The organism is Alteromonas sp. K632G, assembly GCF_017653625.1.
Lineage (GTDB): Bacteria > Pseudomonadota > Gammaproteobacteria > Enterobacterales > Alteromonadaceae > Alteromonas > Alteromonas naphthalenivorans.
In genome coordinates, this window is record NZ_JAGGDM010000005.1 from 43,842 (window position 1) to 70,617 (window position 26,776).

Here is a 26,776-nt window from a genome sequence, read left to right on the forward strand (position 1 = left end):
TTTAAAGGGTTTAAGCTAAATATCTTCTTGTGGGAATACCGTTTTAAAAATATGTAGGAAATGTGTAGCAGGTTCATCTTCATTAGCTAGCCAAATTAGGCAAATAAGTCCACAGAGAGCTAGGATAATTTTCAGGGATGAACCTAGTTTGTTTAGATAGTAAATTTCCTTAACCCGTATAGCATTGTTTCTTATTTTGTAATATTTAGTGAATAAGTGATATACAACTCCTGCGAGGATAGCAATGGCAAGTGGTACAACGTAGGCTTGCTTAATCTCATACTTTGTTGGGGCACTTTCAAATAGGAAATTTGATATGCCCCAGAGAAATATTAGAGAAAAGCCTAGCCATACTTTAGCTTTTGAGGCTATAAGCTCATATGCTGAATCAATATATTTAATACTTCCATCAAGTGCAGAAAAAGATTCTTTTACATTGTCTAGACGCTCTAGCTCAACTTGCGCCTTTTCTTCTGACAACATACCTAATGTTCGACAGGCTATTACTAATGATTTGCTATAAGCAATAATCCCAAGTGAGTTATTTGTTGGATGTGTGGAATTGTCAAACTTTGCGATTCGGCTTAATGTTGTGAGCTCGCGTTTGAGTTGGGTTAGTAATCTTAATGGTGCTTCTGAATCATTTGTAGTAATAGTCGTTAAAGAGTCTTGTTCATCAATGTGATGTTTATGACTGTGGGTAGAATACTTGATGTAGTAATAGACTTGACGAGCTATTACATACTTACTATCTGCATCAAGTGCAGAGCTTGAGTTCTCATAATCAAGGAAAATTAGTCCGTTAGGTTCTATTTTTATATCAAGTACTGCCTTCAAACAGTCCTCTTTCAGGCCACTGATATGCTCTCCCTCTTTTAGAAGAGCTTTGAGCTTAGTATATTGCTCATCAATGTTATCTTTGCAGATGTTGTGAGTTAAATTATGGAGAGGCATCTCCCGTTTTTCGTTTAAGTCGTCAGGCTCTGCATCTAACGGATAAATGAGTATTGTAGCGTGTAAAGCGCGTTCATCCATATCCGGAGATTCATTTACTTCGCCACAAGTAAAAAGCCTAAATTGTCCAATTGTATTGTTTTCGTTATCTAGCTTTGTATCTCGCCAATCCACCCAAGATTGAAGTATTATTCTTCGAACATGTGAGTCAGCGTGAGAGCCATTGGCTGATAAATTTTCGTCAATGACAGAAAGGTCTTTGTGTTCAGGAGTTGTAAAACCTCCTTTAATTCCGACTTTTGTTAAACCAAAGTCTAGATGACCATTTACGCATGGTATCCAACCGACGTAACGATAATCTTTATTTTCCTTCACTTTTTACTTCCATATAAACAAAAAAATCCTGCCATAGGCAGGACTTCTTAAAAAATAATTTTCTGTTAGGCCAGACGACTATACCATGCCGATGATTTTTTTTGGTCTTTGATTACGCCGGATTTATTATGGTTTAACTTCATCCCATGACATAAACCTGAGCCTGATGGCGTCACACCAACTTTTCTTAATTCATCTTCTCTTCGTTTCATTTTACTCTGAAGACGAATTATAGCCACTGAGTACACTAAGTATGCACAAATAGCCAAAGCTAAGGCATATAATAAGGTAGCCATTTTATTCTCCTTGGATTCCCATACGAGGGGCGCAGAATTGTACACATATGCAGCATTTCCGTCAACTACATACGATTTCTCTTTATCTAGATTCGTTTACATTGGGTATATTGTCAATAAAATAACTATTACTAATACGTGAAAATACGATGGGTGATCAGTTCTAATGCCACTAAGTAGCATCTAGTACATTTATTTACAGAACTCCAAGTAAAAGCATCTGAGCCGCGATGCGGCTCTAGTTCCACGGTTTTTTAATACACAACTAATGAATTCGACTAATCAGTTTTTCCCTAGCTTTACGCTTCGCAACGAAATCTAGATAATCTCATAAAATTAGGCTTGTTTAAGTTCTCCGGTTTTTGTGTCCGCTTTCCCTTTATAGAGCGGGTGTATGGGGGACTCATCGCGCTTACAGAATACACCACCTATTAACGTTACAAATTCGGCTCACGAACTCTATCTACGTCGCCAGCGTATTTTTGCTTTGTAATAGGCAGCGACAAAGAAATAGGGCGTGCGCCTGCGCGCTTCATCCAACGTTCAGTATAAGAAAAATGGAGCCCACCGCTCTTATCTTTTAACAGTGTACCTACTTTGACCCCGTTAAGGCTTACCATCAGCTCCATATTACCACTCCTGATCCCAGCCACTATCAGTCTTTTGGCCGCTTTCATTTTCTTGCTTTGGCTTGAGTTCAATAGAGAGACCGAGTTCATGCGCAATTTTAAAGAGGGTATCAATACGGGAGGTACCGGCAGAATTTTCAATAGCCGAGATGGTTTTTTGCTTTAAACCAACATGCTGTGCCACATCGGTTTGCGTACGGTTTAGCGTATTTCGATGTAGCTTTATATAATCAGCCAGTTCTTTTGAGTTATTAAGCTTCATTATGCCTCTCCACTATTAATCCCTTTAAGGTATAACTTTAAACGTAACCCCTAAAAGGTATATTAAGTTCAATATACCCTTTACGGTATAAGTGTCAAATTATACCTTGCAGGGTGTTATTTATTTTAAAGCATTTCCCGTGACGTAACCGTGACCAATGGTGTTAATCGATGTAAATCGGCTAGTGCTCATGAAACTCTCAATCCCTTTATACACGCTGTGTAGACGCTTTCCGCCGGGGTAGACCGATTAAGCCCTTTTCGACGAGGCCTCCTTCCGAGGCGAAGGTCACAGGTTCGAATCCTGTCGGGTGCGCCATTTCTTTCTAATGTATTGATTTTTCTTAGTCACAAGACTTTTCAAAGTAGTTATACTCCTTCTCACGACTTCATTTTTAAGTGCGCCAACTTGCCTTTAACTTCGCCTCACTCTATGCGTAGCCCCAGCTTTGCCCAGTCATTGCTATGTTTCAGCGTTATTGTCGCGTTGATAGCGGGTGGTTTATTTGGCTTAGGCATTAGCCTGCATGCATTAATTTTCTTGTGTTTGCTTTGGGCTGGTATTAATGCCTTTAGTTTGGGGTACAAGTACCTGCAAATCCGTGAATTAATGACCAGTGCATTAACGCGGGCAATGCCGGCAATATATATTTTTATCCTCATTGGAATGGTTATCGCCAGCTTTATGCAAAGCGGCACTATCTCAACCCTAATTTATTACGGCCTTAGTTGGCTAAACCCCAGTATATTCTTGGCGGTGGGATTAATTCTGTGTGCGGTAATGTCGGTAGCCACAGGTACATCGTGGGGCACGGTAGGGACTATGGGGGTAGTGCTAATGGGCATTGGCGAAGCCATGAATATACCGTTGCCTGTCATCGCCGGCATGGTGGTGGCTGGTGCTACGTTTGGCGATAAAATGTCTCCGATTTCTGATACCACCAATCTCGCGTCGATGAGTGCGGGCACCACTATTTATCGGCATATGTATGCCATGCTGCTAACTACACTGCCTAGCTTTCTTCTAACATTCGTAATTTTCTTAGTTATAGGCTTTACCTACGCAAGCCAAAGTTTAAATGTTGAGGAGATATACAAAATTAAAGCAGTGCTTGCCAGCCACTATAACCTTGCGCCTTACATTACCTTGTTACCGCTGGTGTTGCTAACGGTAATGAGCATTAAAAAAGTCCCAGCTGAAGTTGCCATGTCATGCAGTATTCTTCTTGCCGTCATCATTGCTATTTTCTACCAAGACACCAACACAATTAGCGTACTCAATGCACTTTGGGAAAACACCCCACAAAATACAGGTATCGCAAATTTAGATGCATTACTAGGACGGGGCGGCATCAGCAGTATGAGCTGGACGCTATTGCTCGCGTTAATGGCAATAGCATTGGGCGGTATATTGCACGGAGCAGGCTTTTTAGCGGCGTTATTGTCGGGCATTATTAAACGGGTAAAGCGCACCGAAACGTTAATTGCCGTCACCATCGCTTCAGGCTTTTTAGGGAACGTGGCAATGGGCGAAGCGTATATCTCTATTATTTTAAATTGCCAATTGTTTAAATCAAAATATCAGCAACAGAAGCTTGATCCTTCCATGCTTTCTCGGTCGGTGGAAGAAGGCGCTACCATGACCACGGGCCTTATTCCTTGGACAACGGCGGGGGCATTTTACTCTGCAACCCTAGGGGTTGAGGTTCTCGACTACGCGCCCTATGCATTTTTTAACTATCTAAATGGTGTTGTTGCGATAACCATGGCTGCATTGGGCGTAGGTTTATTGAAAGAAAAAAGAGCACAACACCACTGACATACCAATAAGCAGCCCGCCAGCTAAACCGGCTAGTGGTTCAAACGGGGTTGTTGTCTGGTTTTCCAACGCGCTCTTAACGTTTAACTTAGTTCGTTCTAATGCCCACAGGTTATTTAAGTATTAGTGTGCGTTGTAGGGGGAAACCATCATTCTTGGCCATTTTTTAAGAAGTACAAATCAGAAAACCCCATTTTTATAAATTCGGCATCTCTAAAGTTTCTTACGGTTTTTTTGTCTTTACTGATTGAGGCAAGTTGCTGTTCAGTTTGCAAAAACTGAGTAAGGTCTATTCCTTCAGCATCGGCCACGGCTTCATGCATATTTTGATAGCGGCTGTAAGAAAAGTTTATTTCTTTTGCCACACCATTAAATTTATAACGTACTTTATGGGCCATGTTCTACTCAGGTTGGTCGATAAAAATTCGAAAACGGTTTAACCGCCATTATAAACGCAATTAGCGGTGCATATTCAAAAAGCTTAGTAATAAAGCTATCGAGGTCAGGTGAACATTAAGCGTAAACTTGCAGTCAGTTACACCGACATACCTACAGCGTTAATCTGGTACACTGTTTCGTAAGATTGCCCGTTTAACGCTTCATTGCATAATGGCATCTATAAAAACAAAAAAAGGAACGTGTATGAGTAGTAACGCCCAAAATGCTTCTTCAAAAAAGGCCAGTACCGAACAGGAAAGCGCTTTTAGCGTTATCGACAAGCCAACGTTTTTTGGCTCTCTTATTCTTCTTCTATCGGTAACCATTCCTTTAATTATTTGGCCAGATCAAGGCGCACAATGGGTGGCGGCCGCAAAAGACTTCGTTACCAGTAAACTAGGCGTTTTGTACTTATTGCTTGGCGTTGGCGCGGGTGGATTCATGGTTTACATCATGTTTAGCGACATCGGCCAAATAAAACTGGGCGAGCCTGAAGAAAAACCCGAGTTCTCACCAGTATCATGGGCTGCCATGCTGTTTTGTGCAGGCATTGGGGCGTCTATTTTGTACTGGTCTATGATTGAGTGGGTGTATTACTACCAGGCACCTCCGTTTCATATACAAGGCGAAACCCCAGAAGCCGCCAAGTGGGCAGCTGCCTACGGCATATTCCACTGGGGGCCGCTAGCGTGGGCTATTTACCTTATTCCCGCCGTGCCTATTGCATACTTCTATTATGTGCGTAACCACAGCGTATTAAAAATATCTGAAGCGTTAATGCCGGTTATTGGCGAAAAGCTAGCCCACGGCTGGTTAGGTAAAATTATCGATATCAGCTTTATCTTCGGCATGTTAGGCGGTGGGGCCACCACGCTTGGTTTGGCTGCGCCCATGATTAACGAAGGGGTACATGAATTATTCGGAGTGCCCAAGTCACTGACCACCCAAATTATTGTGCTGATAACCTGTACCGCTATATTTGGTTACAGCGCGTATGTAGGGTTAAAAAAGGGCATTAAGCTGCTGTCAGACATTAACTTTTGGCTGGCCATTGGGTTGCTGCTGTTTATATTTATTGTAGGGCCAACCCTGTTTATGGCGAACACCGGCCTAGATGCCCTTGGCCGCGTACTTAGCAACATTGTAAAAATGGCCACATGGTTAGAGCCATTTGCCGAATTTAACGGCTTTCAGAACACCCACTTCCCCCAAGACTGGACCATATTCTACTGGGCTTGGTGGCTGGTATTTGCGCCTAGCGTAGGGCTTTTTATCGCGCGTATTTCTAGGGGCCGCACTATTCGTACAATGGTGGCGGGTTCTATGTTCTTTGGTACCATGGGTTGCTTTTTATTCTTCATGGTAATGGGAAATTACGGCTTGTATTTGCAGCTATCGGGCGAACTAGACGTAGTAACCATACTCAACCAGCAAAGCCCAACCGCGGCCATATTTGCCATGCTACATACACTGCCATTGGACTACCTGGTTATCTTCGTATTTACCTTATTGGCGCTAATCTTTACAGCAACTACCTTCGACTCTATTTCTTACATTCTAGCGGCCGTAGTACAAAAAGAAGTAGATGAAGAACCGTTACGCTGGAACCGTTTGTTCTGGGCGTTTGCGTTATCGTTCATGCCCATTGTACTTATGTTTGTAGGCGGGCTAGAAACGCTACAAACGGCATCGATAATAGGGGGCGTACCGCTATTAGCTGTGGCCTTAATGTTATGCATTTCCATAGTGCGGGCGGCAAACTACGACATGCGCTACCAGCTCGATTATTCCATAAAAGAAATCAATATAGGCGAATTCCCCGACGACGACCCATGGAGCGAAGAAGGTACGTGGGATATTGAAGAAAGCGAAGTGGGCGATAAAAGCGAAGAGGATGTGCCAATTGCGGCAAAACCCAGACCTCGTAAACCCAAAAAACATATTGAAGGCGACCCACACAGCAAGCCGTCGCGCCTGTAGTTTATAAGTGCGAATACGGTAAACAAAGCGCTGCCGATTGGCGGCGTTTTTTGCTTTTAAAACAGCGCAATTAACTTTTCCTATAAGCTAGCTGTGTTACCGTTATTGGCATTAAAAGCCCCGAAATTTCCAAGCAAGTAGCACTATGTCAGTATCGAATTATCAAAAATTCTACGAACCATTAAACGCAGTACATTCGGCTGACTTTAACCGCTGTATTTACTGCGGCTGCGAAGCGGCGCGCCCCGACTTTATCCCGCCCATAAAATTTATTCACGACTGGCGAGACGTAAACTCAAGCGCTGATTTTGTTTGTGTACCCTCATGCAATGAATGTTTCGACCTGCTTAAAAATGAAAACAACGGCACGCTAGAACCCAGAATAGCAGTGTTAAAAAAGCTATTGGCAGCAAAGTATAAAAAAGCCATTAGGGTATTTAACCACTGGAGCATGGATGAAATAGAAGAAATGGATATCGCATTTCAAATAAGCCTTAAAGGCGGTATGTATTTAGGTAAAGAAGCCCTTTCACGGATTCAATTTGCTGGGTTCGACTATGAAATAAACGGCAGCACAACGCGGGTAGCAAAACCTCAGCGCGAGGTGTTTAAGGTGTTCGATGAAGAATTCGAGAGCTTTAGAGAAGCGCTAGCCTTTGCCAGCGACACCTACCAAATAAAGAAAAGCCGACTAAGCCAGCTTTACTTTGAGAATGATGAAAGCTTTGATAGGGCTATTGGGGTTTTTCATGGGTTGGTTGGGGGAAGCTATAGTTAGTGGAATACTATAGCTTGCTTGCTCATGCTCCAAAGGCCATAGAATCAAGTTTTATTCTGTATAACGACATTTAGGAAAGCTTGAACACCCTAAAAATCCGTTTCCTGAATTGGGACCTCGCTTTGCTACTCTTTGTACCAAAGCGCTTCTACATCGTGGGCAGAGAGCTTGTTTTTCATTGCTTAAAATTGGATTTGATTGGACATCTTGAATCAAAGCAGAAAGCTCATAGCCGTCCATAAGCGTCACCGGCTTATCTAAAGCGAAGCTATATGCATCCTGAGTAAACTTGCCTGAACAAATAATAATTATTTCATTAGCATTACTGGCAGTTAGTACTCCATACATTTCACGAATGATATTTACACCGACCTTTCGTGCTTTCCATTGCTTGCACTGAATGAATAGAAGCTTTCCATCCTTTCTAAGCTCTATGTCGATACCTCCGTCTGGACCAAATCCACCTTCTGTAACTTGATATCCCAACCTTCTATAAGCTTCCGCAACAAGCTCTTCAAAATTTTTCCAGTGAAGTTGTCGAATTGAATTTAAGTTGGTTTGCTGGTCTAGCATCTTAACTTTCCTGCGGGTATTAAAAAAAGCGAAAGGAGCTAAGAGTAAAAAGAAAAAACTGAAAATAGGCGCGGGGACGGCGACCGCATTTAAAATCATATTTAGGAATTGATTATTGGTTTCTATGGCAGGAATGATAACGCCCATGACAATGTAAACAGCTGCTGCTGTTACAACAGATACCCACCAAGGAGCTTGTAGCAATAAATCTGTGATAGAGTTGCTTTTTCTAGGCATATATAGACATCCTTGTTCTAAATTAATGCAGAATAAATTTAGCTAACTCAATATAAAGTATTTAAATTAAAATATACGTATCAAACCTATTCATTGATTTAATAGCTCCCAGGTCACATTCATTGGCTTTTCGCTTTCGTGTTTGACGTATTTAATTTCCCCGTAAAAGGTGAAGGGCGAAGCTCTTTTTCCTCTTAATTTATTCTCACGAATAAATAAGTAAACGCTACTATCTATTTTTTGATGCTCAATGATTTCACGTCCACGTTTGTTACTAGGCGAGGTACTATTCTGCGACTGCCAGTGAAAGTGTTTCTCGTCCATAAAGTAGTCGTGATATTGGTGATCTTCTGCCTTTCCTTGCTTATTTAGTGTAACTAGAAGAATTTGGGCGTTCTTCTCTTTTAAGACAACGTGGCCCGACTGCCAATTACCGGGGTTAAATTCTTCATTGAAAAGAGGCGGTATTTCCTCCCGCATAAACTCTTCACCTACAAATAGCTCGAGTGGGTCAACTTTCCCCTTTAGCCTAGCAAACGTCACCATATCTTCGCTTGCTGTTATATCTTCATAGTCTGGATTCGCTGCGCGTAAGGTGTAACTGCCGTCATTATTTTTCAGTACTTTTCTCAATAGGTACTGGTTATCACCTGCGGTATCTTGGCGCTCAATAGCAACGGTGGTGTTGCTTATGCCGCCTGCGTTGTTAGAGGTAATTTGTTCTAGTAACAAATAATCGCCGTCATAAATTGGTGTTTTACCACCATTCATTGAGTTGCCTGATGCGCGAGCGATGAAATGCTTGGTGGTATCCAGGCGACCAAAACCGCTCGGCATATTAACCATTTCAGAGGCTTCCGCGTCACCAGTTTTAAAATGACCGCAGGCTATTTTAATATCAGGGAAGAATGGTAACTGCTCCTTCTCAGGAAACCGCACTATATTATTGGTTGAAGGAATGTCGACAGACAGCCGCTTGTGCTTGTAGGCTGCCAACCGTTGCTCATTTACTTCTTTTGTCATCAAGCGGAATGTTTCAAGCTGACTGGCAGAAATGCTTTGATTAAAACTAAACTTATTTTGAGAGTTATTGAACCACACTATTTTTGATTCTGGTTCTTCCGTACACCAATACTTTATTGGGAAGTCACGCCAATGGCGTAACCATTCTGATTTACTAAGGCTTTGAATATCTCGTTTACTCTCTGGTAAATCTGTAAGCCAAACAGGGTTATCGAAATACCATTGGCTTGCCCATGCCGCCAAATCTTCAAATGCAATTTGTGTATGAAGAGATTGATGAGCAACTAGTGTGTCTAGCAATACTAGTTTGTATGACTTAGATACGCGGGTAACGGCAAGGTCTTTAAACCATTGAAGGTGTTCTTCAAGAACTTCAAGTTCGGCAGGTGTAAGGTCGCCTTTGTTATCAACAAACTCCCACCATGAGCCACGGTTTTTGCGAAGTTTATCCATATTTGCACCGGCGGTATAAAACTCGGTGTAGGAAGGCCGTCGGCCTAACGATGACTTTAGTTTTTCATATTGCGTATCAAGTTGATCTTCTGAGAGGCTTTCAAGAAAATCAATAAATGCTAGGTCAAAGTTAACGTAACACCCGTCGGGTAGTAAGGGGTTAGGGTTCTTGGCAATACTTACTATTTCATGTCTATTTAAAGGCTTATCTTTAATGCCAGCGAACAGCATTTCTGGGCGGTTTAAAAAGCTATGATGGTTACCAACAAAATCCAGAATAACTAATCTTTCTTTACCTTCGCTGCGTCGCAGGCCTCTTCCCATCTGTTGTAAAAATAGTATTTTTGATTCTGTAGGTCTAAGTAGCAATACAGTATCTATTTGCGGTAGATCTACGCCTTCATTAAACAGATCTACAGAAAAGAGTACTTTTATTTTGCCATCACTTAATCCCTCTAATGCTTCTGTACGTGTGAGTTCTGAATCGGAGTGAACGCTTGCCGCACTTACGCCGTTTTCATTAAAGTACTTGGCCATGTAATCAGCGTGTTGTCGAGACACACAGAATGCCAGCGATACCCTTTGAGCTTTTTCCTTCCATTCACTTAATGCATGTTTAGCCCTGCCTTTTGTGGCTAATTTATTTGAAAGCTTTTCTGGATCGAAGCGTCCGTTTCTCCAAGGCAAGTGCTCATAATCGACTTCTTTATCGTAAATACCAAAATAGCTAAACGGGCTTAATACTTCACCGTTTACACCATCGAACAAGTCTTTTTGGTAAATTAGCTTGTTATCACACAACTTAAGAATGTCGCTACCATCTGTTCTATTTGGTGTGGCGGTTAGGCCCAACATGAAAGAGGGATTAAAATGCGCTAATAGTCTTTGATAGCCGTTGGCAGCAGCATGGTGAAATTCATCTACTACGATATAATCGAAGTCGTTTTTATCGAATTTATTTAAATGGCTTTCTCGTCCAATTGTCTGCACCGAAGCAAACAGCATATCGAACTCTTTGTCTTTTTGTTTACCGCTGTATCTGCCTACTTTTTTACTGGGGAGAATTTTTAAAAAGCTAGCTTCAGCCTGCAAAAGAATTTCTTCTCTATGCGCTATAAACAAGACCTTCTTAGCATTAAACTGCGCTGCATCGAACGCTGCTAAGTAGGTTTTCCCCATACCCGTAGCTAACACTACGAGGCCTTTTTTAAAACCAGAGTCACGAGCATTTTCTAAAGCTTCAAGCGCCTCTACTTGGTGGTCTTTTGGAGTGGGTATTTCGTGTTCGGTTTCAGAGGGAAGCGCAGAAGAAGAATACAACGGCGTTACTTTTCTAGCCGTGTTGTAACGAACTTCGTAGTCTTGAATCCAGTTATAGCTGAGTGACTTTACCTGTGGAAGCGTGAGTAGGTGGTTATATTCCTCTCGAATATTATCAATTCGAGCTTCTGCTTCACTGCCTTTGTTGTTCGGGTAATCAATACGGTAATTCCATTCTATACCGTCGGTTAAAGCCGTTTTACTGATGTTACTAGAACCGATGAATGCTGAAGCGGATACAACGCCTTGTTCGCTGTCGGTCACAAAAATGTACGATTTCAAATGAAAGCTAGTAGCTTGTCGGCTTTCGAATACTTGTATATTAGCGCCACGCTCTTTCAGCAACATAAGGCGTTTCAGAGCTTGGGGCTCTGTAATATTCATATAGTCAGACGTTAAAACCGTGAGCTCTACATTTCTTGTTGAAGAGCTCATCGCAGCTTCAATATCGTCGACGATAAGGTTTAAGCCAGAGTTGCGAATGAAGGAAACGGCAATTTCAATATTCGTCGCAGTTTTAAGTGCGTCTCGAATTTCATGCAGAAGGTGCTTTTCTTGCCTGCCAGTAATTAAATAGTTTTGTACTGTCATTTTTTAACTTCGGGCACAGTTTGGTTAACTTCCAAGTTAGCCAACAAATCGTAACGATCTGCGTTGCCACCATAATGCGGAGTAAATGCTTTCAAGACTAAAAATCCTTATTTATTCTGCATATACAATATCGTATTAGTTCGTACCCGACCAGTAGTACAGTTTCAGTAATTGAGGATTAGTACACAGCTCAAGCTTGGAAATTAACTACCAATCTCACCCACCAAGCCCAACCCGAATCAACAACACACCCATACCCCCAGCCACCACTGCGAACACTGCCAGTATTAGCGAAGTACTTTTTAAAATGTCGCCGTCGCGGTTTTGCAAACCAAGAATAGCGGTTACTGCCACTATGTTATTGATGCACACCATGTTGCCCATGGCGGCGCCTACACTTTGTAGTGCCAGTATGGTGGTTAAGGGTAATGACAGTTGCTCTGCAATGGTGGTTTGAATACCAGCGAAGGTTAAATTAGAGATAGTGGCCGACCCTGAAAAGAATGAACCTAATGCACCTAATAGCGGCGCGAAGAAGGTCCAGTTTTCGCCGGTAATTTGTGCCAAGTGATGACCGATTTGTGCTACTGCCGCGCTGTTTTGACCAGAACTGTCGCCTAGCATCATCATGTTCACAAAGATAAGTGCACCTAGCATGGCGAAAAAAGGCGTGCGCATGCGGGCAAGAGTTTGTTGGCCTGCTATTTTTAACGTATTTGGTTCTGCTTGTTGGCGAAATAGCCACAAGGTTACGCTGCCGGTTACCGCAAAAGGAATGATAGATGGAATATACAAAACGCTATGTTTCCAGGTTACCGCGGTATTTAAGATGTCGGTTAAGCTGGCCACTAAGCTTGTGCTTATGTGGAAAGTGCCTAATAAACCTAGGCTAATGTGTAAGGCGGGTTCGGTGGCTTGTAAAAGCGCTTTTAACCCTAGTTCCGGCAGGCGAGTTAAGACTAAAAGCAACACGGTGCCCCATAGCGGGAACGCGGCTTTTATTAGTGTTTTTAGTGGTACTGTTTTCGCTGGGGCTTGTTCGGTGGTTTGTTCGGTGGCTGCTGGTCGATTATCTGTTGGTCGATTTACTGCCTCTATTCCTATTTTATATTTCGCTAGCAACAGGGTAATGATTAAGCCAATTAGCCCGCCCAGCAACGAAGGGAATTCCACACCAAAATAGCTTAGCCCCAAATAGGGCAGGGTGCATGCGCAGGTGGAAAGTAGAATAAAAAGCAGGTTCTTTTTAATGTCGGCGGCATCGCTTACTACTAATCGCAATGCCAATATCACAATAACAGGTGCGGCTATGGTGTTAATAAGGGCTGCTTGCTGTGCTATTTCCCGCACGCTTTCTTGGGGAAGCTGCAACAGCGATAACCCAAACCATACAGGTGTGCCCATGGCTCCAAAAGTAACGGGAATGGTATTTAGCACTAAACAGAACAGTGCCACTCGTAAGGCGGGAAAACCAAGGCTGTAAAGTATGGGGGCGGCAATAGCGGCCGGTGTTCCAAAACCACTGGCGCCTTCAATTAGAAACATAAACGCCCAGCCTACAATCATTAGCTGGGCTACGGGGTTTTCGCTTACGCCGTCTAGCGATTTACGTAAAATAGCTAAAGCGCCGGTAATTTCCATGCATTTAAAAAGGAATATCGCGCCGGCGATAATAGAAAGCGGGGTAAGTGCCAGTAATGCGCCACTTATTACATTGGCATTCACTAACCTCGCGTCTTGTTTGAATATCAACAGCACCACAATATAAGCTACCAAAGCGCTTAAAGGTAGGGCTTTGCTAGATGGCATAGGGTTCTTTTTTACCATTAAGGTAATTAGCAAAATAAGAGGTAGGTAAGAGAACGCTAAATTCATCATAGTGATAAGGCTTCGCTTAATGTAAGCATCTCTATACTCTGCTAGTTGCTTGTTAACTAGTCAAATTATTAGCGCATATGAGTTACAGCGCAACTTTACCTCAAGCAGGCTCTACGTTGCCGGAGTGGCGCACAGGTTAAACGGGCGGGGGCATTGATAGGCCCAAGTGCTACAATCATTGATGCACGCCGCGACCCCATGTCATGCGGGTTCAGCATCTTCAAGCAGTTGTTTGCGGAACGGCTGGAATTTTGTTACAACCTTGAAGGTATTGGAAAGTACTACAATAATTACGTTGAGCTGATGGATCACTGGAACACAGTGCTACCAGGTAAAATTTTAAAGATGCAGTAATGGAAGCATTTTGAATCAGATTTAGGGCCATTAAGTACTTTGGTGTCAGCATTGACGTAGCCATTAATAGCCAAAGCTAGCTTATTTGCGGTACGGTACGACTTAGGTGTTATACTTTCGTATAATGCGATAGCCGTTGCAGTAACCCGAAAGGATGCATTGTGGTCAATAAAGTCTCCAAATCAGCACTCTTCATTTCTATATTCTGCGTATTATTTATTGCCATCGTGGCAGTATTAGCCAATATCTTGTGGATAGAAACTAAGCGGTTTAGTCATGACGCTATCAGCCAACAATTCGATGTACTGCATCAAAATTTTCAGAGTCAAATCAACCACGTTATATTGGATGCGCGTTCCATTGCTATTCAAGAAAGCAAAAGTACTTTAATTACCGATGCGCTAGTTGAACAGAATGCTAAGCGGTATCTTACTGAACACTGGTCAGCGCTTTTCGATGCCTACCCAAGTTTGCAGCAAATCCGTTATATTGCCCTTGATGGTAATGAACAACTACGGGCCGAAAAATCGTCCGGAAGCCTTATCTGGCGAGACACCCAAGACCTTCAAAGCAAAGCAGATCGGTATTATTTTATTGAAGCTGTTGAATCATCAAAAGACTATTACATATCGCCCTTAGATTTAAATAAAGAGCGGGGAGTAATAGAACTGCCTTATCGGCCTACTATTAGAAGTGTTGCTAAATATCGCGTTGATGGCGAAGTTTTGGGTTTAATCGTACTGAACTTTGATTTACGTGAAGTATTCTCTCGCTTAAAAGAGCTGCAAACCGAGAGTGCGCATTGGTTAATTAATCCAGATGGATTCTTTTTAGCTTCACCGAATAACGCAGCGTGGGGTTGGCTGCTCGATAGGCCCAAGAACCAAGTAAGTATGCAATTTCCTGGCTTTGAAAAACGCTTTTATGGTGGCGAAGATGACGTGCCAGATAGGAAATTTACCAGTCGATTTAAACACGGCATTATTCCTATTGGTAAAAGGAATACTGACGACACTGACATTGAAGATGCTTACTACTGGTTAGTCATGGAAAAGCCAACAGAGGTTATAGCGTATTTGGAGCGAACCAAGCATTTTATTGCTTTGGGCTTTGCGGTGGCGGCTTTGTTTTTAATAGGATTAGCATATCTATTAATACGACTGCTTAATCAATTGAACTTGGAAAAAGAGCTTGCCATAAAAGCAAAGAATAAAGCCAACAGTGCCGAAAAATCTAAAGCCGATTTTCTCGCCAGAATGTCACATGAAATCAGAACGCCTATGAACGGTGTGTATGGGCTCCTGCAAATCACACTGGGTGAGCGTAACTATAAAAAAATCAACGATAATATAGAACAAGCTATCACAAGCTTTTCTTTATTAAGCCGAATTATTGATGACGTGCTCGATTTTTCTAAAATTGAAGCCGGTAAGCTCGATATGGTTGAAGCCCCATTCCGTTTAGATAGTTTGCTTAATCAAGTGGGCAAGATGATGGGGCGTGCGGCTTACGGTAAACATATTGAGCTGTGGATTGATGTTGATCCTAAATGCCCTCAACATGTTGTGGGTGATGCCGTTAGGCTTAATCAAGTTATCAGTAACTTAATTAGTAATGCCATCAAATTTACCTCTCGTGGGGAAGTGAATTTAAGCGTAGAACTACTTAACGAAAACGAAGATACCGTTCAGCTAGGGTTTGAGGTTCAAGATACGGGTATTGGCATGTCTGAAAACCAAGCAAACCAAATATTTGGGGCGTTTACTCAGGCTAGCCGCGACACCAATGCTAAATTCGGAGGCACTGGTCTGGGGCTAAGCATTGCCAAGCAGTTAGTGGAAATGATGCACGGTAAGATTGGTGTAGTAAGCCAGCAGGGTAAAGGCAGTAAATTCCATTTTAATGTGTTGCTTAAAAAAGCATCGGTAGCGCAAGAAGACAGCTTAAGTGAGCAAGATGTTATGTCTTATCAGGCCATAGTGCTTACGCAAAATGTAAATGTAGAAACCGGCATTCAGCGCCAATGTTCTGTACTTGGGTGGCCGTCCTATGTGGCAAAAAGTGTTGAAGACTTAACTACTCATAAAGCGTCGAATAGCCTACCTAGGGTCATTATCATTGATGAAGCAATCTTAACTGTTATCAGTAAAGAAGCACTGGAAAGTTGGCAACAAGAACAAAAAGAAATTACCCATTTGGTTGTGGTCTCGCACAACAGAGAGAGTCTTGATAAAAATAGCTTGGTGCTATACGACGACCTTTTATATAAGCCATTCACACCATCTACATTGTACGATACGGTTATTTCGTGCAGCCAATCTATCGATGAATTAGCTGAAAAGCCCGAGGTTGAAGATAACGAAAAACTCCTAGCTAAAACCTTAATCTTGGTAGTGGAAGACAACCCAATTAATCAACAAGTTGCGGGCGCTATGCTTAAAAGTGCAGGGGCTGTCGTAAAATTTGCCGAAAATGGACAAGAGTGTTTAGATCTTCTTCTGAGTGGGTTCAAACCTCACTTAATATTAATGGATATGCAAATGCCTATTATGGGTGGTGTAGAAGCAGCTGAGCACATTCGCGCAAATGCTACCTGGGATAATATCCCTATTTTAGCCATGACAGCTAACGCCATGGAAGCCGACAGAAAGCGTTGTATCGATGCAGGTATGCAAGGTCATATTGTTAAACCTGTGGTGAAACAGGATCTTATTACCCAAGTAAAATCGAGACTTCCCGATAGTTAGTATTTTTTTTCAGTGATGGCTGAAGGCGCTAAATTCTTTGGCCAACCAACTTGCCCTATTTATATTCTGAAGAAAGCAAAAATCTGATCAATTTTTATTAACAGGTAAATATTAGCATTATTGTAAATGCTAATAATTATCATTTGTGATCCTTCTCTACTTCCGTATAATCCTCTGCGACTAAAAACTAAACCAAAATCACTGTAGAGAACACAATGAAACTGACCACACTCTTTGCGCTTACCCCTGTAGCGCTCGCTTTCTCAATTAACGCTCAAGAAACTCAAACAGATACTGCAATTGTAGAAGAGTCGCAGGTTGAGAAAATTCACATTGTTGGTGTACGTCAAAACCGCGTAAGTCGCGGTGCGACTGGCTTAACAATGGAGCTAAGCGAAACACCTCAGTCAATTAGCCTTATCTCTGAAGCGCTAATGCAGTCGTTTGGTGCCTACAATGTTAACGATGCACTTAAACTTGCACCGGGTATTAACGTAGAAGAGTGGGAAACCAACCGTACAAACTACACAGCCCGTGGTTTTGAAATTAAAAACACGCAAATTGATGGCGTAGGATTACCTAACGACTGGGGAATTGTCACCGGTGCGCTTGAAGCCTACGGTTATGAAAAAATTGAAGTTATTCGTGGTGCCAATGGCCTGCTAACCGGTGTAGGTAATTCATCGGGTACATTAAACTATGTACGTAAACGCCCCACCAATGAAGAAGGCGGTGAAGTGACAGTGAGTGCAGGGTCGTTTGATTTTAAACGCTTGCAGGCGGATTACTCTACTTTGCTAACCGAAGATGGCCGTTGGGCTGCACGTTTTGTAGGTGCTATAGAAGATAAAGAATCTTACTTAGATGGCTTAGAGAACGATCGCACCTTTTTATATGGCGTAGTAGATGGGCAACTTACCGATAACGCCACCATTACGTTGGGCTACTCTTACCAAGATGCCAACACCGATGGAAACAATTGGGGCGGGTTAGTATTTAATTACACAGACGGTACACAAGCTGAGTGGGATGTGAGTGATACCACAGCGCAAGAATGGGCAATGTGGGACACAGAAAACACCAATGCCTTCGTTGAATTCGACTATATTTTCGATAACGACTGGCAAGTGAAAGTAAGCTACAACTATCGCGGCTACGAAGAACAAGATAAGTTGTTTTATGCTTACGGTACTATCGATAAAGACACGGGCTTAGGTTTAGTAGGCTGGCCCGGTCGTTATGATTCAGACATAGATTCAAACTTAGTAGAAGCGCGTACCTTTGGTACTTTCGAGCTCTTCGGCCGTCAACATGAAGTGAACGTTGGTGTAAGTCATGCCTCTAGTTCCGACACCATGTATCAATACGGTTTCGACTATGCTAATACGCCTGCCTATGGCGCAACGCCAGCGTTCCCATATGCATTTGATGCCATTGCCGAACCAGACTGGTTTGACGCGGTGCTGTATTCTGATATTGAACAAGATCTTACCCGCTATTTTGGCTCTACCAAAATAAGCGTCACCAATGAATTGTTTGTTATTGCGGGCTTCAACGCAATTGATTTTGAGCGCAGTGGTAACAATGCGGGCACCACTATCGACAATGAAGAAAGTGAAGCTAGCCCGTATGTTGGGGCGACCTATGCGGTAACTGAAAACATCAATACTTATGTAAGCTATTCAGATGTGTATCAGCCTCAAGAGCAATACGACTTGTCGGGGCAATTTTTAGCACCCACTAAGGGCAAAAACTTCGAAGCAGGTGTGAAAGCGCAGTGGTTAGACGACGAACTATTAACGACCTTCGCATACTTCACAGCAGACCAAGAAAATCTTGCTGCTTTTGCGGGTATTAACCCAGAAAACCAGCAGTACTACTACGAAGGTGTTACGGTAGAGTCTGAAGGGTTTGAGGTGGAAGTGGTCGGTCAAATTACTGATGCATTGCGTGTTCAAGTATCGTATACCGCAATTGATGTGGAAGATGAAGCGGGCAATGATGCGAACCTATGGGCTCCACGTGATGTAGTGACTTTCCAATTGGGTTATGAACTACCAGCTGTACCAGCACTTACCGTTGGCTTAGGCGGCAGATGGCAATCTGAAATCAGCAACACCGATTACAACGTAGAGCAGGGCAGCTACTTCTTAGCAAATGCCTATGCAACCTACGCGGTAACCAACGACCTTACCTTGCGTGCAAACATCAACAATATTTTTGACGAAAAATACATTACTAGCCTACATACTATAGGCTTTTATGGTGCACCAGTGAATGGTTCTGTGAGCCTAACTTACGCATTCTAAAATGTAATAGAAAGAACACTAAAAAGCGCCTTCGGGCGCTTTTTTTATGTAGGTGTAACTTAGCGAAAACAGTAACATGGCAAACCTGTGGCTAGTTCAAAAGATGTCAGCGTGTTGTTGCACGGTATCGTTCAACCAATCTAAAAATACATTCACCCTGGCTAAGTGCCTTACATCGCGGTGAGTTGCCAGCCAAAAGGTACGGGTAATGTTTATTTTATCTTGCAGTACCGGTTGTAGTTCATGGGCATTTTTGGCAATAAAATGAGGCAGAATACCTACACCTGCTTTGTTTCGTAGCATTTGAAATTGCGCATTAATACTGGTGCTTTTAAGGGCGTGAAGCGGCGAAAGTAGCGATTCTTCAATGAAGTTAAGTTGGGGTGCATAAATTAAATCGGGCACATAACTGACCAAGTTGAAGGGGCTTAGTTGTTCGATAGAGCTAGGGGCGCCATGCTCTGCTACTAGATCTTCGTGCATGTACAAATTTAAGCGGTAGTCGGTAAGTCTTTTAGTGTACAACAGGCCTTTCGTGGGTTTTTCTAGCAAAATGGCAATATCGGCTTCCCGTTTATTGATATTCAAAAAGCCACTGTTTGCCACTAACTCCACACAAATAGCGGGGTAGCGCTGCTTAAATTCAGCCAACGCTGGGGCCAATACCCAAGAACCAAACCCTTCCGATGCACTGACCCTTACTGTGCCGGAAAGCTCCTGACGCTCGTCGGTTAAATCATTTTTCGCTTCTAAAATGTGTCTTTCTGCATGTTCAATATAGTGCACTAAGCGCTTACCGTGATCGGTAAGTAAATAGCCTTTGTTACTTAGCTCAAACAAGTTGCAATTAAGGGCTGTCTCCAGCCTTTTTACACGGCGAATAAGCGTAGTTGCATCAAGATGTAAGTTTCTGGCAGCAATGCTAATTTTTCCATTTCTGGCAAGGCCAAGAAACAGTCTTAAGTCATCCCAATTCACGTGATTACCTTTTTGACTTGCTGCAAAAATGCAGCACTGTGCTGTAACTATATTGACTTGCAGTTTTTAACGCAAGGTTTCAAAATTGTAAATAATCTGTTTTATTTTTTAGTTGTCGAGGTAGGCCATGAGAACCATAACGCACTTTATTGAAGGCAAAGATTATATTGCTGAAGGCGAGCGTCTCGCCGATGTATTCGCCCCTAACACGGGTAAGGTTCAAGCCCACGTTACGCTGGCTACCGTGGAAACGGTAAACCACGCTGTTGAAGTAGCCCAAAAAGCCCAGCGCGAATGGGCCGCTACAAACCCTCAACGCCGCGCACGTGTCATGTTTGAATTTAAACGCCTTGTTGAGCAAGACAAAGACAGGCTTGCCCAGTTGCTATCAAGCGAACACGGTAAAGTGCTATCTGATGCCCAAGGCGATATTCAACGAGGACTAGAGGTTATTGAGTTTGCGTGCGGTATTCCTCATGCACAAAAAGGGGAATACACCGATAGCGCAGGGCCGGGTATTGATGTGTATTCCATGCGCCAGCCCTTAGGTGTAGTGGCGGGTATTACGCCGTTTAACTTCCCAGCAATGATACCCATGTGGATGTTTGGCGTAGCCATTGCCTGCGGGAATGCCTTTATTTTAAAACCTTCAGAGCGGGATCCGTCGGTACCTGTTGAATTAGCCAAGCTCATGCTACAAGCAGGGTTGCCTAAAGGCGTATTGAACGTGGTACATGGTGACAAAGTAGCGGTTGATGCGCTGCTCGACCATCAAGAGGTAAAAGCGGCCAGCTTTGTGGGCTCATCTGACATTGCCAATTATGTTTATGAACGTGGTGCTCGAGCTGGCAAACGTATTCAAGCCATGGGCGGCGCCAAAAACCACGGCATTGTGATGCCAGATGCTGATTTAGATCAGGTGGTGGCTGACTTGGTGGGCGCAGCGTATGGGTCTGCGGGCGAGCGATGCATGGCATTGCCTGTGGTGGTGCCAGTAGGTGAAGGCACCGCAGAAAAGCTTATCGACAAACTTATTCCAGCCATTAAAGCTATTAAAGTAAGCCATTCAGAAGATAAGTCGGCGCACTACGGCCCTGTGGTAACGGCTACCCATAAGTCACGTATTGAAGAATATATTGAACTTGCCATATCGGAAGGTGCGAATCTTATTTACGACGGCCGCACGTCGCAAATACCAGAGCACACCAATGGCTATTTCATTGGGCCCACATTGTTCGACAATGTAACGGCAGATATGCGCTCTTATCAGGAAGAAATCTTCGGGCCAGTACTACAAATTGTGCGCGCCACAGACTTTAACCATGCGGTATCGTTGGCGAGCGATCATCAATACGGTAATGGCGTGGCCATTTACACCCGAAACGGCCATGCCGCCAGAGAGTTTGCACAACGGGTGAACGTGGGCATGGTAGGTATTAATGTGCCAATTCCCGTCCCTGTTGCCTATCACACCTTCGGTGGTTGGAAGCGTTCGGCCTTCGGTGATACCAATCAGCACGGTATGGAAGGGGTTAAATTTTGGACCAAAGTGAAAACCGTTACCCAGCGATGGCCTGATGGTTCTGATACTAACGACAATGCGTTTGTTATTCCTACCATGGAATAGGCCGAGTTCAACGACATAAATCTGGAGTGAATGATGATTAAAAAAATTGCGTTTATTGGCCTAGGTAATATGGGCTCGGGCATGGCTAAAAACCTAGTGAAAAACGGGTTTAGCGTATTGGCGTTTGATTTAAGTAGTGATGCTATGGCCATGGCAAAAGAGAATGGTTGTGAATTAGCCGAGTCTGCTAAGCAAGCCGTAGAGTGCTGCGATGCAGTGGTAACCATGTTACCGGCTGGCAAACACGTTAAGGGCATATACGAAGAAACCGTATTGCCCAATGCAAAATCAGGTACCTTGCTGTTAGATTGTTCAACCATAGATGTGGCCACTGCAAAGGAAGTCGGCGGCATGGCAAAAACGCAGGGCTTGCTTATGGTAGACGCGCCAGTATCTGGCGGCACCAAGGCTGCAGGCGACGGTACCCTTACTTTTATGGTGGGGGGCGAAAACACTGCCTTCGAACAGGCAGAAAAAGTACTTTCAGCCATGGGTAAGAAAATTATTCATGCGGGAGAATGTGGGGCAGGGCAATCCGCTAAAATTTGCAATAATATGCTGCTAGGTGCCAGCATGATTGCTACCTGTGAAGCGTTTCAACTAGCTGAAAAGCTAGATTTAGATCCACAAGTATTTTTCGATATTGCGTCGAATGCGTCGGGGCAAACATGGTCGATGACCAGCTACTGCCCAGTAAAGGGGGTAGGCCCAGCGAGCCCCGCGGATAATGACTTTGCCGGTGGTTTTGCCGCAGCGCTTATGGTGAAAGATTTGACCTTAGCCATGCAGGGCGCTGAGTCTGTGGGAGCAAAAGTGCCTATGGGAGAAAGAGCTGCCGAGTTATATCGGGCGTATTGTGAACAAGCACAAGAAAACGGTGGGCTAGATTTTTCTTCTATTATCAAAACCCTTTAGCTCAACGCTTCTATCTTTAGGATTTTAGCTAAAAAGCTTTGCTTAAAACTTGATTATTCAAGGTGTAAAAAAGGTGCAAGAAAGGTAGAGGCGACTTTCATTTTTTGCACCTTTATCAGGTTCGATATTCTTTTACTTTCCATACAAATATCCTCGCTTACGCTTCTAAGCAACATCTGTTTAATAAACTTCAGCTTACTAATAGCTCAACACTACGTTTTGTTGATTTAGAACAAAGATGCTTCTTTCCCAATAGGTAAAATGGGTAGTTCATCTAGTAAGCCAAATAATTGATTAAATCACGGGGGCAGCTTATGCGTTCCCCACACCGTGAAACTACTCGCGCTTCTCAGGCAGCGAGATTCATTACACAGGAAGCGTTGCCGTGAAGACAGTGAAGAAGACCCCCTTCGTTTTAGTTTTTTTGTTGATTGTATTATTGGTGCTTGGTTATAACGCCTTCTTCGGTGGTGCAGAGCAAGAAGATGTGGTGTCGAGTAATGGTCGAATTGAAGCGATTGAAATTGGTATTGCTGCTAAGGTAGCGGGAAGAGTGGAAGCCATTTATGTGGATGAAGGTGAGCAAGTAGAAGAGGGAATGCTAGTCGCCAAGCTTGATACCACGACTATTCAAGGCCAACTTCGTCAAGCCAATGCACAGCGCGTGCAGGCGCAAAGTGCAGTAGCCGCAGCGCACATGGCCATTGCACAGCGTGAGAGCGAAAAGGTGGCTTTACAGGCCGCGTTGCTTCAAACCGAAGCGGAACTAAAAGCGGCAGAAGCCCATGCAAGACGCACCAATGAATTATCAAAAACCGGTGCGGTCTCGAAACAGCTAGCCGAAGATAACTTAACCACGGTAGAAAGTGCAAAGGCCGCAGTGAATGCTGCTTCGGCAAGACTTGCTGCCGCAGATGCTACCATTGAAGCCTCTAAATCTCAGTACTTGTCAGCCCAAGCGGCGGTAACGGCAAGCGATGCCACCATCGCGCAAATTGAATCTGAAATAGACGATATGTTATTAAAAGCACCGCGCAACGGGCGTATTCAATACCGTGTTGTGCAACCTGGTGAAGTGGTTGCTGCAGGCGGGCGTGTACTTAGCCTTGTGGATTTAACCAATGTTTATATGACGTTCTATTTGCCTGCTACCCAAGTAGGGCGGCTTTCTATTGGCTCTGAAGCACGTATTGTTTTAGATGCTGCATCTGATATTTCTATTCCCGCCAGCATTTCTTATGTGGCAGATGTCGCCCAATTTACGCCTCGTTCAGTGGAAACTGAAAGTGAGCGAGAAAAATTGATGTTCCGGGTAAAAGCACAAATTCCAAAAGACTTGCTGCAAAAGCATATTGAAAAAGTGAAGACAGGCCTGCCTGGCGTGGTATGGGTTAAGCTTGATGATGATGCCGCGTGGCCAAGTGATGTGCCTGAATTGGTTGCGCTATGAAAGACGTCATTACCTGCGAAGGTCTGACGGTTCATTACAAATCAACTACCGCCATCGCAGACATCTCACTTCACATTCCGCGCGGTGCAACGGTAGGTTTCATTGGGCCTGATGGCGTGGGGAAATCTACGCTTTTATCGCTTATTGCTGGTGAACGGGCGTTGCAGCAAGGTACGCTTAATGTCCTTGATGGCGACATGCGTGAGCGGGCTCACCGAGAAGCCATTTGTGCGGATATTGCCTACATGCCACAGGGATTGGGCAAGAATCTATATCCCACCTTATCGGTTGAAGAAAACTTACAGTTTTTCGCCAAGCTATTTGGGCACGGACGCGCCGAACGCCGCAAACGTATCGATAATTTAACTAAGCGTACTGGGCTGTTTCCTTTTTTATCTCGCCCTGCGGGCAAGCTGTCTGGTGGAATGAAGCAAAAGTTAGGCTTATGCTGTGCCCTTATTCACGATCCTAAATTACTGATTTTAGATGAGCCTACTACCGGCGTAGATCCGTTAGCGCGCAGTCAATTTTGGCGCTTAATTGCGGATATTCGAAAAGGGCAGGTTGATCTAACGGTGCTGGTTGCCACCGCGTATATGGATGAAGCGCAGCAATTTGAACATCTTATTGCCATGAACGATGGCAAGGTGTTAGCCACAGGTACGCCGAAAGAACTGCTGGCGAAAACCCAAACGGATAATCTAGAGTCGGCATTTATTGCCCTATTGCCCGAATCGATAAAACGTAACCACTTGCCCGTGGTTATTACCCCCATAGATGAAAGTGCTCACGCGCCTATTGCCATAGAGGCGAAAAGTCTCACCATGAAGTTTGGTGATTTTACTGCGGTTGATAACGTCAGTTTCTCTATTCGAAAAGGCGAGATATTTGGCTTTTTGGGTTCGAATGGTTGCGGTAAATCTACCACCATGAAAATGCTGACTGGCCTTCTGCCACAAACTTCTGGCGAAGCATGGATGTTAGGCAGCGTATTAGATCCGAACGACATTGCCACGCGATACCGCGTGGGCTATATGTCGCAAAGCTTTTCCTTGTATACCGAGCTTACCGTTGAACAAAATTTGGTACTACACGCGCGGCTATTTACACAGGCTAATACTCAAGATAACAAGCAGCGTGAGGCTCGCGTACAAGAGATGCTTGAGCGCTTTTCACTAAGTCATCACAAAGATGCGTTGCCCGCATCGTTACCGTTAGGGTTGCGTCAACGGTTGTCGTTGGCGGTGGCCATGGTACACAAACCTGAAGTACTGATTCTAGATGAACCCACATCGGGGGTAGACCCCATCGCGAGGGATAATTTCTGGCGTTTGCTCATCACCTTGGCCAGAGAAGATGGTGTGACTATCTTTATTTCCACACACTTTATGAACGAAGCGGCAAGGTGCGATCGCATTTCGCTTATGCACGCTGGCAAAGTGCTGGTAACTGATTCACCTAAGGCCATTGTGGCCCACAAGCAAGCTGCGAGCTTAGAAGAAGCGTTTATCGACTACTTAGAAGCCGCGCAGCCAAGTAAAGATGATGTGCAAAGCGAAGAGGCTAGCTTGAAGAAAGGTGTTTCTTCAGCGGGACAAGAAGCCAGCCCAGAAAAAGAAGATACCCGTGCAGTGCCTGCGGCTACAAAACAAAAGAGCCGCTATAGACAGTCGCTACAACGTTTAATGAGTTATGCCACCCGTGAAACGCTGGAGTTAATGCGCGACCCTATCCGCTTAACCATGGCATTTTTAGGCTCTATCGTATTGATGCTGGTCATTGGCTACGGCATAACCATGGATGTAGAAGATTTACAATATGCGGTGTTCGACCGCGACAAGTCTGCCATCAGTGAGCAATACACCAATAGCCTTGCAGGTTCACGATATTTCGTCACCCAGCCTGATATTACCAGTTACGAAGACATGGACCGGCGAATGAAAAGTGGCGAGTTGTCACTGGCCATTGAGATACCGCCGGACTTCGGCCAAAAGCTCCATAAAGGTGAGAACGTACAAATTGGCGCATGGATAGATGGTTCTATGCCTTCTAGAGCCGAAACTATTGAAGGCTATGTTGAAGGCATTCACTTAACCTGGTTGTTAGAACAAGCTTCTCAAATGAGCACGACCACTTCTACCTCGCTGATTGATGTGCAATCGCGCTACTTGTATAACCCCGATATTAAAAGCTTAGTTGCCATTGTACCTGCGGTTATTCCAATGCTGTTATTGATGATACCGGCGTTGCTTACCTCGTTAGCCGTGGTGCGAGAAAAAGAGCTAGGCTCAATTATTAACTTGTATGTGACGCCAGTATCGAAACTCGAATTTCTGCTGGGCAAACAAGTGCCCTATATCCTTACTTCGTTTGTAAGCTTCATTTTATTGGTTCTGATGGCGGTGTACTTTTTTAAAGTACCGCTTAAAGGCGATGTCTTCGCGTTTGCCATAATCGCGTTATTGTTTGTGACCTTTTCTACCAGTTTTGGCTTGTTGGCGTCTGTTTTTACCAACAGCCAAATTGCCGCTATTCTACTTACTACCATAGGAACCATGGTACCTGCGGTACAATTTGCGGGCATGATCACGCCGGTTTCAGCACTAGAGGGCGCAGGAAAAATTATTGGTGAGATGCATCCCATTAGTTACTTTTTATTAGCCAGTCGAGGCATTTTCAGTAAAGGGTTGGGCTTTGGTTCATTAGATTTTGCGGTGTATGCCATCGCTATCAGCATTCCTATTACCCTGTGGTTGTCAGTGGCGCTACTTAAGAAACAGGAACGCTAAGT

At 43.8% G+C, this 26,776-nt stretch carries 18 protein-coding genes and 1 pseudogene; 10 read left to right on the top strand and 9 right to left on the bottom strand.

Going from position 1 to position 26,776, the window contains the following annotated elements; all coding sequences use genetic code 11:
• Positions 1–15: 15 nt before the first annotated feature.
• The 4 genes from J5X92_RS06500 to J5X92_RS06515 all read right to left on the bottom strand — a co-directional run bounded on the left by J5X92_RS06500 (position 16) and on the right by J5X92_RS06515 (position 2,516).
• On the bottom strand, positions 16–1,329 hold the full coding sequence (locus tag J5X92_RS06500) for a hypothetical protein (protein WP_013786128.1): 1,314 nt from the start codon (positions 1,327–1,329) through the stop codon (positions 16–18).
• Positions 1,330–1,394: 65 nt separating this feature from the next.
• Positions 1,395–1,625 carry a hypothetical protein gene (locus tag J5X92_RS06505; protein WP_013786127.1) on the bottom strand — a complete coding sequence of 77 codons (231 nt, stop codon included), beginning with the start codon at positions 1,623–1,625 and terminating at the stop codon, positions 1,395–1,397.
• 437 nt (positions 1,626–2,062) lie between these two features.
• The gene (locus J5X92_RS06510) at positions 2,063–2,254 is read right to left on the bottom strand and encodes a HipA N-terminal domain-containing protein (protein ID WP_013786126.1); all 192 of its coding nucleotides are present in this window, start codon (positions 2,252–2,254) and stop codon (positions 2,063–2,065) included.
• Between the two features lies 1 nt (position 2,255).
• Positions 2,256–2,516 (bottom strand): helix-turn-helix domain-containing protein, encoded by a 261-nt coding sequence (locus tag J5X92_RS06515; protein WP_013786125.1) that lies wholly within the window; start codon positions 2,514–2,516, stop codon positions 2,256–2,258.
• 432 nt (positions 2,517–2,948) lie between these two features.
• Here J5X92_RS06515 and nhaC point away from each other — a divergent pair, with 432 nt between their 5' ends.
• On the top strand, positions 2,949–4,334 hold the full coding sequence (gene nhaC, locus J5X92_RS06520; RefSeq protein WP_126872730.1) for a Na+/H+ antiporter NhaC: 1,386 nt from the start codon (positions 2,949–2,951) through the stop codon (positions 4,332–4,334).
• A gap of 149 nt (positions 4,335–4,483) precedes the next feature.
• Here the strand turns inward: nhaC and J5X92_RS06525 are convergent, their stop codons facing one another.
• On the bottom strand, positions 4,484–4,732 hold the full coding sequence (locus J5X92_RS06525; RefSeq protein WP_013786123.1) for a DUF2960 family protein: 249 nt from the start codon (positions 4,730–4,732) through the stop codon (positions 4,484–4,486).
• Between the two features lie 244 nt (positions 4,733–4,976).
• Between J5X92_RS06525 and J5X92_RS06530 the strand changes: the two genes are divergently transcribed.
• Together J5X92_RS06530 and J5X92_RS06535 are read left to right on the top strand one after the other, a co-directional pair.
• Positions 4,977–6,752, top strand: coding sequence for a BCCT family transporter (locus J5X92_RS06530; RefSeq protein WP_126872705.1), 1,776 nt, complete (start codon positions 4,977–4,979; stop codon positions 6,750–6,752).
• A gap of 145 nt (positions 6,753–6,897) precedes the next feature.
• Positions 6,898–7,530 carry a hypothetical protein gene (locus J5X92_RS06535; RefSeq protein WP_208805159.1) on the top strand — a complete coding sequence of 211 codons (633 nt, stop codon included), beginning with the start codon at positions 6,898–6,900 and terminating at the stop codon, positions 7,528–7,530.
• Positions 7,531–7,581: 51 nt separating this feature from the next.
• On the opposite strand, the gene J5X92_RS06540 is transcribed toward J5X92_RS06535, so the two are convergent.
• The 3 genes from J5X92_RS06540 to J5X92_RS06550 form a co-directional block, all read right to left on the bottom strand.
• Positions 7,582–8,340 (bottom strand): restriction endonuclease, encoded by a 759-nt coding sequence (locus tag J5X92_RS06540; protein ID WP_013786120.1) that lies wholly within the window; start codon positions 8,338–8,340, stop codon positions 7,582–7,584.
• A gap of 90 nt (positions 8,341–8,430) precedes the next feature.
• Positions 8,431–11,727 (bottom strand): DUF3427 domain-containing protein, encoded by a 3,297-nt coding sequence (locus tag J5X92_RS06545; RefSeq protein ID WP_126872703.1) that lies wholly within the window; start codon positions 11,725–11,727, stop codon positions 8,431–8,433.
• Positions 11,728–11,943: 216 nt separating this feature from the next.
• Positions 11,944–13,605 (bottom strand): L-lactate permease, encoded by a 1,662-nt coding sequence (locus tag J5X92_RS06550; RefSeq protein WP_126872702.1) that lies wholly within the window; start codon positions 13,603–13,605, stop codon positions 11,944–11,946.
• 153 nt (positions 13,606–13,758) lie between these two features.
• On the opposite strand from J5X92_RS06550, the pseudogene J5X92_RS20990 reads away from it, so the two are divergent.
• The 3 genes and pseudogenes from J5X92_RS20990 to J5X92_RS06560 form a co-directional block, all read left to right on the top strand.
• A pseudogene (locus J5X92_RS20990) lies at positions 13,759–13,959 on the top strand (sulfotransferase); the annotation flags it as partial.
• 161 nt (positions 13,960–14,120) lie between these two features.
• Entirely contained in the window at positions 14,121–16,706 is a 2,586-nt protein-coding gene (locus tag J5X92_RS20995) for a hybrid sensor histidine kinase/response regulator (RefSeq protein ID WP_208805161.1), read from the top strand.
• Between the two features lie 215 nt (positions 16,707–16,921).
• Positions 16,922–19,015, top strand: a complete 2,094-nt coding sequence (locus J5X92_RS06560; protein ID WP_208805163.1) for a TonB-dependent siderophore receptor — start codon at positions 16,922–16,924, stop codon at positions 19,013–19,015.
• Between the two features lie 96 nt (positions 19,016–19,111).
• Here J5X92_RS06560 and J5X92_RS06565 read toward each other — a convergent pair whose 3' ends face one another.
• Positions 19,112–19,993 carry a LysR family transcriptional regulator gene (locus tag J5X92_RS06565; RefSeq protein ID WP_126872699.1) on the bottom strand — a complete coding sequence of 294 codons (882 nt, stop codon included), beginning with the start codon at positions 19,991–19,993 and terminating at the stop codon, positions 19,112–19,114.
• Positions 19,994–20,120: 127 nt separating this feature from the next.
• On the opposite strand from J5X92_RS06565, the gene J5X92_RS06570 reads away from it, so the two are divergent.
• The 4 genes from J5X92_RS06570 to rbbA all read left to right on the top strand — a co-directional run bounded on the left by J5X92_RS06570 (position 20,121) and on the right by rbbA (position 26,774).
• A complete protein-coding gene (locus J5X92_RS06570; protein ID WP_208805164.1) occupies positions 20,121–21,620 on the top strand; it encodes a CoA-acylating methylmalonate-semialdehyde dehydrogenase in 1,500 nt (499 codons plus the stop codon).
• A 30-nt stretch (positions 21,621–21,650) separates the two neighbouring features.
• Positions 21,651–22,535 (top strand): 3-hydroxyisobutyrate dehydrogenase, encoded by an 885-nt coding sequence (gene mmsB, locus J5X92_RS06575; RefSeq protein WP_244360364.1) that lies wholly within the window; start codon positions 21,651–21,653, stop codon positions 22,533–22,535.
• Positions 22,536–22,920: 385 nt separating this feature from the next.
• Positions 22,921–23,985 (top strand): HlyD family efflux transporter periplasmic adaptor subunit, encoded by a 1,065-nt coding sequence (locus tag J5X92_RS06580; RefSeq protein WP_348272385.1) that lies wholly within the window; start codon positions 22,921–22,923, stop codon positions 23,983–23,985.
• Entirely contained in the window at positions 23,982–26,774 is a 2,793-nt protein-coding gene (rbbA, locus tag J5X92_RS06585; protein ID WP_208805166.1) for a ribosome-associated ATPase/putative transporter RbbA, read from the top strand. Before J5X92_RS06580 ends, rbbA begins: the two co-directional genes overlap by 4 nt.
• The last annotated feature ends 2 nt before the right edge of the window (positions 26,775–26,776 follow it).